Consider the following 13,846-nt stretch of genomic DNA (forward strand, 5'->3'; position numbering starts at 1 on the left):
CGCTCCCACAGGGGACCGCATTCCAAATGTGGGAGCGGCGGTGCGACGATTCGACTTGCTCGCGAAGAGGCCATCCGCCAAAACGCAAAACCAGCGACCTGAACCCCGTCATCCAAAACCGACAGATCTCGTCAGAAATTTCCCCTTTCCAGCACAGTTATTAAACAAAACGCGCCCTTACTGAACACCACACATCCCCTGTGGCGAGGGGGCTTGCCCCCGTTGGGTCGCGCAGCGGCCCCGTCTAACCAGTCACCTAATCGCGCCAGAAGTACCGCATTTGCTGGTTCTACGGCTGCTGCGCAGCCGAACGGGGTCAAGCCCCCTCGCCACAGACGTGTGTAGGCCTGGGACCTACGACAGCCAAACAAAACTCATCGACTAACCTTCCCGCACATGTTTCCTACAGCCGAAAATACCTTGTTGCCAGCTGTTACATCCGCCCCTACCATCCACCGTCAACGGGTACAGCGGAGCTGTCCAATAAAACCCGAATTCAAGGAACAAGAATGACCCAGCGCATCCACCGCACCATCAACGCCCCACTGCGCTCCGGCCTGAACCGGGATGAACTGTGGGAGGCTCACGACAAGGGCCTGATCAAATGCTGGGAAATCGGCCGCCAACGCGCCACCCGATTCCCCGACCTCGCCCAACAGTGCCTCGCCGGCGAACTGCCGGTGCTGGGCTGGAAAGGTGGCGTGAGCCGCAGCCTGAAAAAACTCGAAAAGTACGGATCCCTCAAATACCTGGCGCAATGGCAGGGATTGCGCGGGGAAGATCTGGATATTGATTTGGCTGCGGAACGGGCGTTGACCTGTTCGCGGACGAAGATGGTGGTGACGTTTACACCGGATCGGACGAAGTATTTTAATCAGGTGGCGGAAGTGGAATCCTCGGACTGACACACATCCTGTGGCGAGGGAGCTTGCTCCCGCTGGAGCGCGAAGCGGTCCCCGGCGTTTCCCGGAAAATCCGGTTCTCAGACTTTACGACTGCTTCGCAGTCGAACGGGAGCAAGCTCCCTCGCCACAGAAAGCCCCCTCGCCACAGGTTCAGCGCTCGGCTTCAAGTTTCCAGCGTCCTCGAATGCCAATGCTCAGGAGTTCTCCCGTGACCCAGTCGCCAGTCGTTCAGTTCAGTGAAACCCCAACCCTGAAAATCGCCTACGAACACCACGGCCCCACCACCGGCGCGCCGGTGATCCTGCTTCACGGCTTCCCCTACTCCCCCCGCGGCTACGACGAAATCGCTCCGGCCCTCGCCGCACAGGGCTATCGCGTTATCGTCCCGTACTTGCGCGGCTACGGCCCGACCCGTTTCAACAGCCCCGATACCCTGCGTTCCGGCCAGCAGGCCGCGCTCGCCCAGGATCTGCTGGACCTGATGGACGCCCTCGCCATCCCGCAAGCCACGCTCTGCGGTTATGACTGGGGCGGTCGGGCGGCGTGTATTGTGGCGGCGTTGTGGCCAGCGCGGGTTCGCGGCCTGGTTACCGGCGATGGCTACAACTTGCAGAACATTCCCGGCTCGATCCAGCCTCTGGACCCGCAGACCGAGCATCGTCTCTGGTATCAGTACTACTTCCATACACCGCGCGGTGTTGAGGGTTTGACTCAGAATCGCCGTGCTTTTTGCGAATTGCTCTGGCGTCTGTGGTCACCGACCTGGGCCAGGAACGCCGAGCGTTATCCGTTGAGCGCACCAGCCTTCGATAACCCGGATTTCGTCGAGGTGGTGATTCACTCGTATCGACATCGATTCATGTACACCCCCGGCGATCCGGCGCTGGAGTGGATGGAAGAAGCCCTGGCCAAACAACCGCCGATCAGCGTACCGACGATTTCCCTGTGCGGGGCCGATGATGGTGTGGGACCGGCCACTGAAACCGACGATGACGCCGAGCATTTCACCGGCCGTTACGAGCGCCGCGTGCTGGCGGACGTTGGGCATAACATTCCCGAAGAGGCGCCTGAAGCAACGATCAAGGCACTGCTGGATCTACTGAAAGCGGATCTACTGAAAGGCTGACGCTGAAACGTTCGCGATAGGCCTGGGGCGTCACGCCCATGGCGCGCAGGAAAGTGCGGCGCAGGGTTTCCTCGCTGCCGAAGCCGCATTGCACCGCGACCCGTTTGATCGGGACGCCGGTGTCGCTGAGCAGGCGCCGCGCGGTTTCGACCCGAATCAGTTCGATGGCCCGGGCCGGGGTCTGGCCGGTGTCGGTGCGGTAGTGGCGGATGAAGCTGCGTTCGCTCATCCCGGCTTGCAGGGCGAGGGTCGGGACGCCGAGGTCTTTGGTGAGATTTTCACTGATCCAGGCGTGAAGTTCGTCGAAGCGGTTACCTTCCTGTTGCAGGGACAAGGTCACGCTGAACTGCGATTGACCGCCCGGCCGTTTGAGAAACACCACCAGTTGCCGCGCAACATCCAGGGCCATGGCGCGGCCGAGGTCCTCTTCGACCATGGCCAATGCCAGGTCGATGCCAGCAGTGACGCCCGCCGAGGTCCAGACCGGGCCGTCGTTGATGAAGATCGGGTTGGGTTCGACTTGCAGGCGCGGGTGCTTTTGCGCCAATTCCTCGCAACGGGTCCAGTGGGTCACCACACGCCGACCGTCGAGCCAGCCACTGGCTGCGAGCAAAAATGCGCCAGTACACACCGAAGACACCCGTCGGCAACCCGCCCCGTGTTCGCGCACCCATTCCACCAGTTGCGTGTCCTCCGCCGCCGAGTAAACACCCCAACCGCCAGCGATGATCAACGTGTCGCTGCCGCCCGAGGGCAACGGCTCGGCCAACAGCGCCAGGCCCGCCGACGACATCACCGCCCCGCCACCGCTGGCAATTACCGACGGCGCATAGGGCGCCGGCAAACCCTGTTGCCGGGCGATGTCGTTGGCCGAGGCGAAGACCTGCAACGGCCCGGTGACGTCCAGCACCTGGACGTTGGCAAACGCGAGCACATGAACGGATTTCGGCATGATTGGCGTAATTCGTGGGGTAATTGGCGGATACGCCAAATCCTACGAGCCTACAGTGAAGCCGTCCACCCCCATCCAGGAGATAAACACCATGACGTTGCAGATCGGTTTTCTGTTGTTTCCACAAGTTCAGCAACTGGACCTGACCGGCCCTTATGACGTGCTGGCTTCGCTGCCGGACGTGAAGGTGCATCTGATCTGGAAGGACCTGGTGCCAGTCACTGCCAGCACTGGCCTGGTGTTGAAACCGACCACCACTTTCGATGATTGCCCGGCGCTGGATGTGATTTGCATCCCGGGTGGCGCTGGTGTCGGGCCGTTGATGGAAGATGAACAAACCCTGACCTTCATCAAGGCGCAGGCGGCCAATGCCCGCTATGTCACCTCGGTTTGCACCGGCGCCCTGGTGCTCGGTGCGGCGGGCCTGCTCAAAGGCAAACGCGCCACCACTCACTGGGCTTATCACGATTTGCTCGGGACGTTGGGCGCGATCCCGGTGAAAGATCGGGTGGTGCGCGACGGCAATCTGTTTACCGGTGGCGGGATCACCGCAGGCATCGACTTCGCCCTGACCCTGGCCGCCGAGCTGTTCGGCAAGGACACCGCGCAAGTGGTGCAACTGCAACTGGAATACGCGCCAGCGCCACCGTTCCAGGCCGGCAGCCCTGAAACCGCGCCGCAGGACATTGTGGAAGAAGCACAACGGCGGGCGGCGCCCTCGTACGTGCAGCGCAAGCTGATCACCGAGCGGGCGGCGGCCAGGTTGAACCTGCGTTAAGTGATCGTGGCGGCGAGGGCGAGGGCCAATGCCCTTGCCGTCACAGGATCAGCACGGACTTTTCCTCGCCCATAAAAAAACCCGCCGAAGCGGGTTCTCAAGACCATTGCGACATCCTGTCGGCAGCCATCCTGGCTAATGGTCGATCATCCGTGATCCTGAGCACTTCCTGTGCTTCAGTTGATGGATCCAGAATATGCGCATCGCCGAAGCATAAACAGACGACATACCCGCGAGTGCGTGTAAGCGATTGACCATTCGAGGGCAAAAACCCGCCCCCACAGGGGATTTCGGTTCGGCGCGATATTCGGGTATGGCTGGGATCAATTGTGGGAGCGAGCCTGCTCGCGAAGACGGCGGTACATCCAGCATCGATGTCACTGACAGACCGCTTTCGCGAGCAGGCTCGCTCCCACAGGGGATTTCGGTTCGGCGCGATATTCAGGTGTGGCTGGGCTCAATTGTGGGAGCGGGCTTGCTCGCGAAGACGGCGGTACATCCAGCATCGATGTCACTGACAGACTGCTTTCGCGAGCAGGCTCGCTCCCACACGGGGTCTGGGTTCGGCGCGGTATTTGTGAATGGCTGGGCTCAATTGTGGGAGCGGGCTTGCTCGCGAAGACGGTGGCATATCCGGCATCGATGTCACTGACAGACCGCTTTCGCGAGCAAGCCCGCTCCCACAGGGGATTTCGGTTCGGCGCGGTATTTGGGTATGGCTCACTTCCACAAATCCAGCCGACTTTTCGACAGACGAAAAAAAACCCGCCGAAGCGGGTTTTTCCCAAGACCATGTCGACTCCCTGTCGGCAGCGAATCCTTGCTTATGGTCGATCATCCGTGATCCTGAGCACTTCCTGTGCTTCAGTTGATAAGGCTAGATTACACTTCGGATCCAATGTGCAATAGACGACATAGCTACCATCGCGTGTAAGACATTCGCTATACCACCCCTTCCGAAAACCCTTAGATGCCTCAGGCATCCAGCATGGAAGCCGCGAGTTTAGCGACTTGCAGCTGACCTTCCGCCGCCAGGGTGGCGTCATCCTCCAGAAACCAGGCCGCCGACAATCCGGCAAACGCCAACACCCATTGCAGCAAGCGCCGACGCTCAAGCCCTGCCGCTTTCGCCACGACCTTGAGTTGTCGCGCAAAGCGCAGTGGATCCGTCGCCGTGGGCAGTTCGGGGTTGCAGATCAGGTTGGCGTAATCGAAACCGCGCTCACCCATCACCCGCTTGGGATCGATGGCCAGCCAGCCTCGCGGGCCGAAATCGAGGATATTGTCGTGGTGGATGTCGCCGTGCAGCACGACCACGTCCTGTGGCGTGGCCAGCAATTCTTCAGCAGTGACCAGACTGAGGGAATACAGGCCGCCGTGTTGTGCGGCTGCCAGCTGTAACGATGTGAACCATTGCGCCAATGGCACCAGCGGTGGCAAGGGCGACGGGCGCGGCGCATGCAACCGCGCCACCGCTGCGCACATAATCTGACTGGCTTCGTCGTCTTGCCCATTGAGCGCCATGTTCATCAGTGAACGCCGGCCCATGGCACGCTCCATCAACAACCCGTCACCATGATGGGCAAACACCTGGGCGGCGCCCTCGCCGTCCCACCAGGTCATCAGCAGATTGCCGAATTTCTCCTCGGCATCCACCGCGATCTTCAACATCGCCGGTACCTCACCCATCCGTACCGGCAACAAGCGACTGCCGGGCGTGATGATCGGCTCGCCGTCCGGCACCAGCGCCCAGCGCTTCAACCAGGGTTCGAACATTCACTCACCCTGATGTTCGCGAGCCTTTTCGCTGACTTTCAGAAACTCTTCGATATTACTCATCTGCTCATCCCAGCCGCGACTGTCCATGCGGAACGCCTTGAGCCGACGGGTTTGGGGAATGTGATCGAAACCGGATTCGACAACCGTCAACAACGTGCCTTCGTCCATGTCCTGAAGCTCGAATTTCACCAGGGTGGTGGGCTCCTGGGAGTAATCGACATCCGGCTCCACGGCATACGGATGCCAGCGAAACGAAAACACCCGCTCCGGCTCGACCCGCTCCACCAGCACATTCCACAGCAAGTGCTCATAACCGGGGTAAGTAATCTGCCCCTGGGTCCATTCACCGGCAACAAAGCGCTTGCCCTCAAGCGCCACGCCAAACCACTGGCCAAACGCCTCGGCATTGGCCAACACGCGCCAGACGTGCGAACGCGGCGCCTTGAGCAAAATCTTTCTTTCGATGCGATCTGATGCTGGATTCATAAGTCACCTCCTGTACTGAACAGTAGGCCTGTAAGACCACAAGACCAACCCTAAAGTTGTATCAAGCCAGTGCGACCATCAACATAGTCTGAAATATTAGGCGGTATTTCAGACCCTGGGTTCTGGCATGTCCCTGTGGGAGCGGGCTTGCTCGCGAATGCGGTGTGCCAGGCAACATAGATTTCGACTGGCACACCGCTTTCGCGAGCAAGCCCGCTCCCACAGGGGTAGTGGTGAGTCGAGGATTCGCTACACTACCCCCCAACTTTCCAATGTCACCGTGAGAATCCTTTATGCACCCACGCTTTCTCCTGGCGCTGATGCCGCTGTTGTTCACCACCGTCGCGCATGCCGTGGATTGTGACAATGCTACTACCCAGGGCGATATGAATCAGTGCGCCGCCGAGCAGAACAAGGCTGCGGATAAGGAGCTGAATGCGCTGTATCAGCAGATCACCCAACGGCTGAAGGACAGCCCCGATGCCAAGAAGCTGCTGGTCAGCGCTCAGCGCAGTTGGGTGGCTTTCCGGGATGCGGAGTGCAAGTTCTCGGCTTCCGGGGTGGAGGGTGGCAGTGTGTATCCGCTGATTTACAGCAACTGCACCACCGGGCTGACCAAGGCGCGGATCGAGGCGTTCAAGACTTACTTGAAATGTGAGGAAGGGGATTTGAGTTGCCCGGTGCCTGGGGCTTGATGCTGCGGTGTCAGTGAGGGCCTCTTCGCGAGCAAGCCCGCTCCCACAAAGGAACGCATTCCAATGTGGGAGCGGGCTTGCCCGCGAAGGCGTCCGCTCAGACGCCGCCGCTACCGGACAAACACCTGCGCCGTGGTAATCGCCATATCCCCACCCGGCAACTTGATACTCCCCACCTGTTTCATACTCTCGGCGTCAAAAATCGCCACGTCATTAAACGTCCCGGCCAGGTAGATCTTGCTGCCGTCCTTGTTGAACGAAATGCAGTAGTAAGAATGATCCAGCGTCGCCGCCTGGAGCATTTTCTTCTGCTTGATGTCGTACTTGGCCAAGCGGTTGAGCACGCCGAACATCAGGTTCGGGTCCTTGGGCGAACGCATGCCGCTGAAGTAGATTTCCGTCAACGGGCCGAAGTCGGTGGTTTCGGTCTTGCCGGTTTTCAGGTCGATGCTGAACAGCCCATAGAGGTACTCGGCGGTCAATGGATCCTGCTTCTTGTCCTTGAATTTCGCCGCGGTGTAGAGCAGCGAGAAGTCGTGCCGATAGGTCTGCTGGTTCCACACATAGAGCACGTCCGGCGCGCTGTAGTTCTCGCGTTTCCAGTGACGGCTGGGGATCAGCACATCGAACTTGCCGGTCTTCACATCCACCTTGTAGACGTCCGCCCCCGCCACATACAACGTGCCGTCGTCGCCGCTCTGCATGATGGTCAGTTGCCGGGGCGCCGGGAAACTGCGCACCGGTTTGGCGTCCATGCCGGCGTCGGTCGGGTACACATCCAGCCGTGGCTGCTGCACTTCATAGCGGTCGTTGAGCATCAATGTCGGGTTGGCGATGGCGAACAATTCCTTGCCGTCATGGCTCAGGGTGAAAGCGAACATCGACTTGGCTTTCTCCCCCGGTTTCTGGGTGAGGCTGGCGTGAAACACCTGTTTGCAGCTGTCGAGTTCGACGCCGTAGATGTCCGCGTAGTGATTGTTCAACACATACGCAGTCTTGCGATCCGGCGACAGTTGCACGGTGCCCGGGCCGAAAGCGTCCGGCATCTTGCAGGTCTTGAACAAGGTGTCGGTGGCCAGGTCGATCACGTGCAGGTTGTTTGGGTAATTGGTGGTCAACATGTACTCGTGACCGTCTTGCAACGCCGTATTTTCATCGGCCAGAACAGTGAGCGAACTGGCGCTCAGGACGGCGAACGCGGCCAGGCCGCAGGCTTTGATGCTACGCATGCTGGAATCCTTTTGAGGTCCGATCACTTGTCTTTTGGAAAGACAGTCCCGAGGTTGCGCCAGTTGTCGTTGGAGGCCTGCGCGTCCTTGTTCCAGTCCGGGTAGGTGCTCATCATGTCGGGCACCTGGGCCGGCCACCAGCAAGGGTCGGAGCAGCCATACAAGTCGGCTTCCATCGGTTGGCACAGCGACGACACACCACCAAACGCGTCGATTTCCCAGCCCGGGTCGGTGGTCGAGGCGCAGCCGGCGACGGAGCTCATCGCCACCACTTCTTCGATGCGGTTTTCCTCCGCGGCCTTGTCCATTTTCAGCGCTTTGTTATTGATTGCCTTGAGATGTTTCATATCAGTGAGCCTTGCGCGGAGTGATGTAGCTGCTGATAAACGCAGGGTTGTGGGCCATGATCCGGGTGTAGACCTCGATGCCGAAGTCGACCCAGTCACGCATCAGTTCGCAGTAGTGATAGGTCGGGTGTGTCGGGTCGCCGTAGCGGGCATAGCTTTCGTGGTAGCAGCCGCCGGAGCACAGGTTGCGGATCTGACAGTCCTCGCACCCGGTGTTGGTGCGGTCCAGGCGTTGGGACAGGAAGTCGTTTAACTCGACCTGTTTCACACCGCTGTGGACGTTGCCGAAGGTCGGCAATGAAGAACCGGTAAAGCGATGGCACAGGTTCAATCCACCCTTGTGATCCACCGCCAGCATCTTCAGGCCCGCGCCGCATGGCAGGGCTTTTTTGTGGCCTTCGTGGATGTCGGTGATCAACTGGTGCAGGTTGGAAAAACCGATATTGCGGTGCTCCAGCGCCGCTTCCAGATAGCGCCGACCGAGCTTTTTCATGTTGGCGAAGACTTCGATCAACTCGTCGCTGGACAGGTTGAAGGTGCTGATATCGCCCGACGTCACCGGGGCGAAACCCACCTCGGCAAACCCCAGTTCGTTGAACAGGTGATCCCAGATGGTTTCGACATCGGTGACGCCAGTGGTCAAGGTCACCCGTGCACCCACCGGACGGCTGTTGTAACGCGACAGCAGCATCTCGGCCTTGCGCCGCACCACGTCATACGTGCCCTGCCCGCCCACGGTGATGCGGTTGCGGTCGTGCACGGTTTTTGGCCCGTCGATACTCACCGAGAGCCCAAAACGGTGGGCGTTGAGGTAGTCCACGGTGTCTTCGGTGAGCAGCGTCGCGTTGGTGGTCATGACGAATTCGACAAACTTGCCCGCCTCGGCAAACCGCTTTTCACAGTAGTCGACCATGTACTCGATCAGCTTGCGGTTGCTCAGCGGCTCGCCACCGAAAAACACCACGGTGAAACGCTCTTCATCCGGGGATTCGCGCAGCAGCATTTCCACCGAAGCGACCGCCGTTTCGACGTCCATTTTCTTGCCCGCCGACGGCTTGTCGAGGTCTTCCTTGTAGCAGTAGGTGCAACTCAGGTTGCAACCGGTGTTGACGTTAAGCACCACGGTGTTGATCGCCGTGCGCTCGACCCGTTTGGTGCCGATGTCCGGGGTCAGTGGCGAACCGTCGCTGACCAGTTCCAGGGCCATCAACTCGCGCAGGGTTTCGGTGATTTCCTCGCCGTTGAAGCGCGCGGCCAGGCGCTGGATCAGGTCGTCCGAGGAGCAACCGGGCCCGCGCAAGGTGTCGATGATGGTGCCCGTCAGTTCATCGCTGGCGAACAGCGAACTGCTGGGAATGTGAAACAGCATGCGGTCGGCATCGACGTGCACTTCGTGCAGATTCCGTTCGACCAGATTCAAAATAGCGCCCATTGCAACCTCCTGTGCAAACCCCGTTTTACGGGGCCTGCGATCATTCCGAAAAGTGTCTGAAACCGTGAGAGATCAGCCAACTCATGGAATGGGTGGATTGTTCCAGCGTTGCACGGTGACGATCATGTGGCCTTCGCCGGTCAGGGATTTCCCTGCGTCGTCGACGGCGGCAATCACCTTGAGGTTGCCGGCATTGTTGGTGGACATTTTGCGTTGCGGGTTCGGCCCGGCATCGCCCGGCGTGAACACGCCGCTGTCGGCCTGCATGGTGCCGGCGAACTTGACGTCTTCGTCTTCCTTGGCGTGGTCGTCGAAGGCTTCGACCTTCCACTGCGCCGGGAACACGCCGATGCGATACGGCTTGCCATCGGCGCCCTTGCCCCAGGCTTCGGCGTCGAAGCGGCCCTGGACTTTCGGCGTCGAACCACCGCCCTCGCCAATCCGCGCCACGGAGAATTCCGGCACGACTTTGACCGACGCGATTTTGCTGTAGACCGACAGGGTCGGGCCTTTAAGCGTGCCGACGGTGACGTTGCGCAGACCCGGTTGGGCATTCGCCCCGGCCTTGAGTTTGACCCTGATCCGCTCAGGACTTTGCTCGACAACGGCAACCACTTCCACGCCTTTGCCGAAGTTCGGTTTACCGGTGAGACCGCTGCCGACCAACGTCACCTCAGTTTCAACACCCGCCTTCAGGTAACCCGGCTGCACCGCCAGCAAACGGCTGCTGCCCTGCTTCGCCGCCACGAAATCCAGACCCCGTTCATCGTGCTCGGCCTCAAACATCCGGCCTTGCATCGCGTTACCCTGGGCGGCGAACACTTGGCGCATGGTCACGCCATCAACGGTCACGTTGCCGCGCCATTCGTAGCCGCTGTAGAGAATCGCGCTGCCGTCGCCGTTGAACGGGCTGCCATCGGCGTATTGGCCTTTGACGCTGACTTTGAAGGTGTCGCTGCCATCGGCGGTGACGCTCATCACGCCAGCCAATTCACCTTTACCCGGCAAGTGACCGCTGAAGCTCCAGTCGCCGACCAGTGCGTCGCTTTTCGGCGCGGCGCCCAGCCATTTTTTCCAGGCCGGGTTGTCCAGCGGATAACGCTTGGCGAGCAGTGGCACCATGTCTTTGCGGGCGATATCGAACCAGTCGCGATCCCGGGCCAAGGCCTGGTATTCGAGGGACGGCCATTGGCCGAGGTGAAAGTTGACCAGGCGTTCCCATTCCTGGGCCGGACGCCGTTGCAGGGCGACCCGCGCGCCGGAGTGGCAGCGGCCGCACATCTGGCTGGTCTGGTCGTCGAACTTTTCGACGGTGTTCAGGCGACGCTCCAGTGCATAGCGCACGCCGTCGGTTTCACTCGGCGCCAGGCCTTGGGTGTCGGCCAGGTATTTGACCAGGGTGCGGCGGTCGTCATCGCTGATCTGCAAACCGTGCATGGTCTGCATCCGGGCGATGCTCATCAGCCAGCCTTCCGGGGTCTTGCGCTGGTGGCTGATGCGGCTCAAGGCGTTATCGGCTTCGGGGGTGTGACAGCCCTGGCAGGTTTCCTTGAGGATGGTCTGGGCGTCGCGGGCTGCCAGGCTGTAAGGCGAATGCAGCGCCACACAAGCGGCCACGGCCAGCAGGCCGGCGCTCATGCCTGATCGGAGTCTTCTCTTCATCAACGTCGAACCTCGCACGGTGCTTTCTTATTGTTGTGGCTTATCGTTTTTATGGTTTCTGCCGCCGGCGGCGCACCGCTGACGGAGGCAAGAGAAACGTCTGCGATGAGCAATACACGGAGCGTGCCAGCTTACCGATATCCTTTTTTATCAATCAGTTGCGTGAAGAAGACGGCCTAAAGTCCGGTCTGGACGCGATCACCTGCGTCTAATATCGCGACAGCTGTTGCAGTCTGAGACAAGCGTAGCTGCCTCGATGCTGTCGCTGGGGTCGTGCGGAAAATAGCGGTCTTGGTGTTCGGCGTCATGCCGCCCCGGCGCTCAGAGGCGGCATGTCGTCTATTCAGATGTAAAAGGTGGGGTGAACGCCTTTGTGAACCTCGATTTCCTGCCGCATGTCCGCCACCAGCGAGGCGATGGCGTGGGGACTGTCCAGCGTCCAGAGGGGGACGTGGGTCGCCACCATGTCGACTTTGCCGGTCATGCAGTCGCAGACCCGAATCGTCAGGGACTGATCGGCCTCCATGTTGCAGGTGCAAACCGACGGCAGAAAGCTGCGTTCAATGATGTTTTGAATTTCCAGGGTTGAAAGGAACATCGTGACCTCCCTTACGCCAGGTGTGTGACCGGGCAAAGGCTCCCTCATTTCGCCCGTCGAGCCTGAAAATTCTAGTCCTCAACCGGCAGTGTCTCAAGGGCGCAACACGGTTGCTCGTCGTCTCAGCGCCTGTCGCAATTTGCGAAAAAATCCCGGGCATCGCCATCTTCAATATCCTGTGAAACCCCGTCGATAAAGGGCCATCCAGCCCTTCCAGACACTTGGCACAGCCATTGCGAAAGCCCTGATCTCACGAACAACAAGAGATCTCGCCATGTCCCTTCCTTATCTGCTTCCCGCCACTTCGGCGTTTATCCAGCGCGCGCCGCGCATGTTGATCGGCGGTGACTGGGTCGAGGCCGCCGACGGCCAGACCATGCCCCTGCACAACCCGGCCACTGGTGACGTGCTGTGCGTGGTGCCACGGGCCACGCCCGAAGATATGGACCGCGCCGTACTCGCCGCGCGTCGGGCCTTCGACGATTCGCCCTGGACCCGAACCCGCCCCCGTGAGCGGCAGAACCTGTTGTGGAAACTCGCCGACCTGATGGAGCGCGATGCCGAGCTGCTGGCGCAACTGGAATGCCTGAACAACGGCAAAAGCGCCGCGGTGGCCCAGGTGATGGACGTGCAGCTGTCCATCGACTTTCTGCGCTACATGGCGGGTTGGGCGACCAAGATTGAAGGTTCAAGCGTCGAGGTGTCGTTGCCGCTGATGCCCAACGATCAATTCCACAGCTTTATCCGTCGCGAAGCAGTGGGCGTGGTCGGCGCCATCGTCGCCTGGAACTTCCCGTTGCTGTTGGCCTGCTGGAAACTCGGCCCGGCCCTGGCCACCGGTTGCACCGTAGTGCTCAAACCCGCCGACGAAACCCCGTTGAGCGCGCTGAAACTGGCGGAACTGGTGCTGGAAGCCGGGTATCCCGAAGGCGTGTTCAACGTGGTCACCGGCACCGGCATCACGGCGGGTTCGGCGCTGACTCACAACCCGCTGGTCGACAAGCTGACCTTCACCGGCTCCACCGCCGTGGGCAAGCAGATCGGCAAGATCGCCATGGAATCCATGACCCGGGTGACCCTGGAACTGGGCGGAAAATCGCCGACCATCGTGATGGGCGATGCTGATTTGAAATCCGCCGCAGCCGGTGCCGCGAGCGCGATTTTCTTCAACCAGGGCCAGGTCTGCTGCGCCGGTTCGCGGCTGTATGTGCAGCGCAAGCATTTCGACAATGTGGTGGCGGACATCGCCGACATCGCCAACGCCATGAAACTCGGCAACGGCATGGACCCGACGGTCGAGATGGGGCCGTTGATCTCGAAACGTCAGCAGGAGCGGGTTTACGGCTACATCGAACAGGGCCGGGAAAGTGGGGCGACCATTGCGTGTGGTGGCGAGCAGTTCGGGCCAGGGTTCTTCGTCAAACCGACGGTGATTGTGGATGTCGATCAGAAGCATTCATTGGTGCAGGAAGAGATTTTCGGCCCGGTGTTGGTGGCGATTCCGTTTGATGACGAGACCGATGCGTTGCGCATGGCCAATGACAGTCCCTATGGGTTGGGGGCGAGCATTTGGTCGAATGATCTGGCGGCGGTGCACCGGATGATTCCGCGGATCAAGTCAGGGTCGGTGTGGGTCAATTGCCACAGTGCGCTGGACCCGGCGCTGCCGTTTGGCGGGTACAAAATGTCCGGGGTTGGACGGGAGATGGGGTATGCGGCGATTGAGCATTACACCGAGTTGAAGTCGGTGTTGATCAAGTTGTAATGAGTCAGTGGGGTGGGTGTGAAATTCAAGAGCCAGCCCTCTCCCCAAAGGGGAGAGGGGGAAAGGGAGCCGATCTCCATGGTTTTCCATAC

At 60.2% G+C, this 13,846-nt stretch carries 13 protein-coding genes; 5 read left to right on the forward strand and 8 right to left on the reverse strand.

Annotated features, from left to right (window positions below; all coding sequences use genetic code 11):
- The first annotated feature begins 509 nt into the window (after positions 1-509).
- Together ACIQY3_RS32070 and ACIQY3_RS32075 are read left to right on the forward strand one after the other, a co-directional pair.
- The gene (locus ACIQY3_RS32070) at positions 510-905 is read left to right on the forward strand and encodes a hypothetical protein (protein ID WP_403028093.1); all 396 of its coding nucleotides are present in this window, start codon (positions 510-512) and stop codon (positions 903-905) included.
- Between the two features lie 208 nt (positions 906-1,113).
- The gene (locus tag ACIQY3_RS32075; protein WP_403028095.1) at positions 1,114-2,031 is read left to right on the forward strand and encodes an alpha/beta fold hydrolase; all 918 of its coding nucleotides are present in this window, start codon (positions 1,114-1,116) and stop codon (positions 2,029-2,031) included.
- Here ACIQY3_RS32075 and ACIQY3_RS32080 read toward each other — a convergent pair.
- Entirely contained in the window at positions 1,985-2,983 is a 999-nt protein-coding gene (locus ACIQY3_RS32080; RefSeq protein WP_403028098.1) for a GlxA family transcriptional regulator, read from the reverse strand. The two genes, ACIQY3_RS32075 and ACIQY3_RS32080, sit on opposite strands and share 47 nt — an antisense overlap.
- A gap of 91 nt (positions 2,984-3,074) precedes the next feature.
- Between ACIQY3_RS32080 and inhA the strand changes: the two genes are divergently transcribed.
- Positions 3,075-3,761, forward strand: coding sequence for an isonitrile hydratase (inhA, locus tag ACIQY3_RS32085; protein ID WP_403028101.1), 687 nt, complete (start codon positions 3,075-3,077; stop codon positions 3,759-3,761).
- A gap of 975 nt (positions 3,762-4,736) precedes the next feature.
- Here inhA and ACIQY3_RS32090 read toward each other — a convergent pair.
- Positions 4,737-5,537 carry an aminoglycoside phosphotransferase family protein gene (locus tag ACIQY3_RS32090; RefSeq protein WP_403028104.1) on the reverse strand — a complete coding sequence of 267 codons (801 nt, stop codon included), beginning with the start codon at positions 5,535-5,537 and terminating at the stop codon, positions 4,737-4,739.
- Positions 5,538-6,026, reverse strand: a complete 489-nt coding sequence (locus ACIQY3_RS32095; protein ID WP_403028107.1) for an SRPBCC family protein — start codon at positions 6,024-6,026, stop codon at positions 5,538-5,540.
- Positions 6,027-6,319: 293 nt separating this feature from the next.
- On the opposite strand from ACIQY3_RS32095, the gene ACIQY3_RS32100 reads away from it, so the two are divergent.
- A complete protein-coding gene (locus ACIQY3_RS32100) occupies positions 6,320-6,721 on the forward strand; it encodes a lysozyme inhibitor LprI family protein (RefSeq protein ID WP_403028110.1) in 402 nt (133 codons plus the stop codon).
- A gap of 110 nt (positions 6,722-6,831) precedes the next feature.
- Here the strand turns inward: ACIQY3_RS32100 and peaD are convergent, their stop codons facing one another.
- The 5 genes from peaD to ACIQY3_RS32125 form a co-directional block, all read right to left on the reverse strand.
- On the reverse strand, positions 6,832-7,950 hold the full coding sequence (gene peaD, locus ACIQY3_RS32105; protein ID WP_403028113.1) for a quinohemoprotein amine dehydrogenase subunit beta: 1,119 nt from the start codon (positions 7,948-7,950) through the stop codon (positions 6,832-6,834).
- 23 nt (positions 7,951-7,973) lie between these two features.
- Positions 7,974-8,297, reverse strand: a complete 324-nt coding sequence (gene qhpC / locus ACIQY3_RS32110; RefSeq protein WP_054053439.1) for a quinohemoprotein amine dehydrogenase subunit gamma — start codon at positions 8,295-8,297, stop codon at positions 7,974-7,976.
- A gap of 1 nt (position 8,298) precedes the next feature.
- On the reverse strand, positions 8,299-9,729 hold the full coding sequence (gene peaB / locus ACIQY3_RS32115; RefSeq protein WP_403028116.1) for a quinohemoprotein amine dehydrogenase maturation protein: 1,431 nt from the start codon (positions 9,727-9,729) through the stop codon (positions 8,299-8,301).
- An 81-nt stretch (positions 9,730-9,810) separates the two neighbouring features.
- On the reverse strand, positions 9,811-11,391 hold the full coding sequence (peaA, locus tag ACIQY3_RS32120) for a quinohemoprotein amine dehydrogenase subunit alpha (RefSeq protein WP_403028119.1): 1,581 nt from the start codon (positions 11,389-11,391) through the stop codon (positions 9,811-9,813).
- A 343-nt stretch (positions 11,392-11,734) separates the two neighbouring features.
- On the reverse strand, positions 11,735-11,989 hold the full coding sequence (locus ACIQY3_RS32125) for a DUF1652 domain-containing protein (protein WP_054053445.1): 255 nt from the start codon (positions 11,987-11,989) through the stop codon (positions 11,735-11,737).
- Between the two features lie 274 nt (positions 11,990-12,263).
- Between ACIQY3_RS32125 and ACIQY3_RS32130 the strand changes: the two genes are divergently transcribed.
- Positions 12,264-13,754 carry an aldehyde dehydrogenase family protein gene (locus ACIQY3_RS32130; RefSeq protein WP_403028122.1) on the forward strand — a complete coding sequence of 497 codons (1,491 nt, stop codon included), beginning with the start codon at positions 12,264-12,266 and terminating at the stop codon, positions 13,752-13,754.
- Positions 13,755-13,846: the final 92 nt, after the last annotated feature.

This window comes from Pseudomonas sp. NPDC096950 (assembly GCF_044762525.1).
GTDB lineage: Bacteria > Pseudomonadota > Gammaproteobacteria > Pseudomonadales > Pseudomonadaceae > Aquipseudomonas.